The organism is Psychrobacter sp. TB20-MNA-CIBAN-0197, from assembly GCF_040309765.1.
GTDB classification, from domain to species: Bacteria; Pseudomonadota; Gammaproteobacteria; order Pseudomonadales; family Moraxellaceae; genus Psychrobacter; species Psychrobacter submarinus.
On record NZ_JBEOPC010001458.1, the window covers coordinates 1 to 232 of the forward strand.

Genomic DNA, 232 nt, shown 5'->3' on the forward strand with positions numbered 1-232 from the left:
TCATAGCGTAGTGCACCACTTACGTTCCATGCGTCGGTGATCATAGTTTCTACGTCTACATAAACTGCGTAGCTGTTACGGTCGCTATCGTTAGCCGCTTCAGGGCGAAGGCCGTTATAAGCTTGAAAACCACACTGTGCAAATTGATCCGGATCGTTTACTGATGGGTACGAGGTATCCATATTTGCTAACCCACACGCGTATGATGCTTCATCGCCAGGCACTATTTCGT

1 protein-coding gene is annotated in these 232 nt (G+C 47.8%); it reads right to left on the bottom strand.

Going from position 1 to position 232, the window contains the following annotated elements; genetic code table 11:
* Positions 1 to 182: hypothetical protein (locus AAEY83_RS18800; protein WP_351061741.1), on the bottom strand; the 182-nt coding region annotated here is incomplete at its 3' end.
* Positions 183 to 232: the final 50 nt, after the last annotated feature.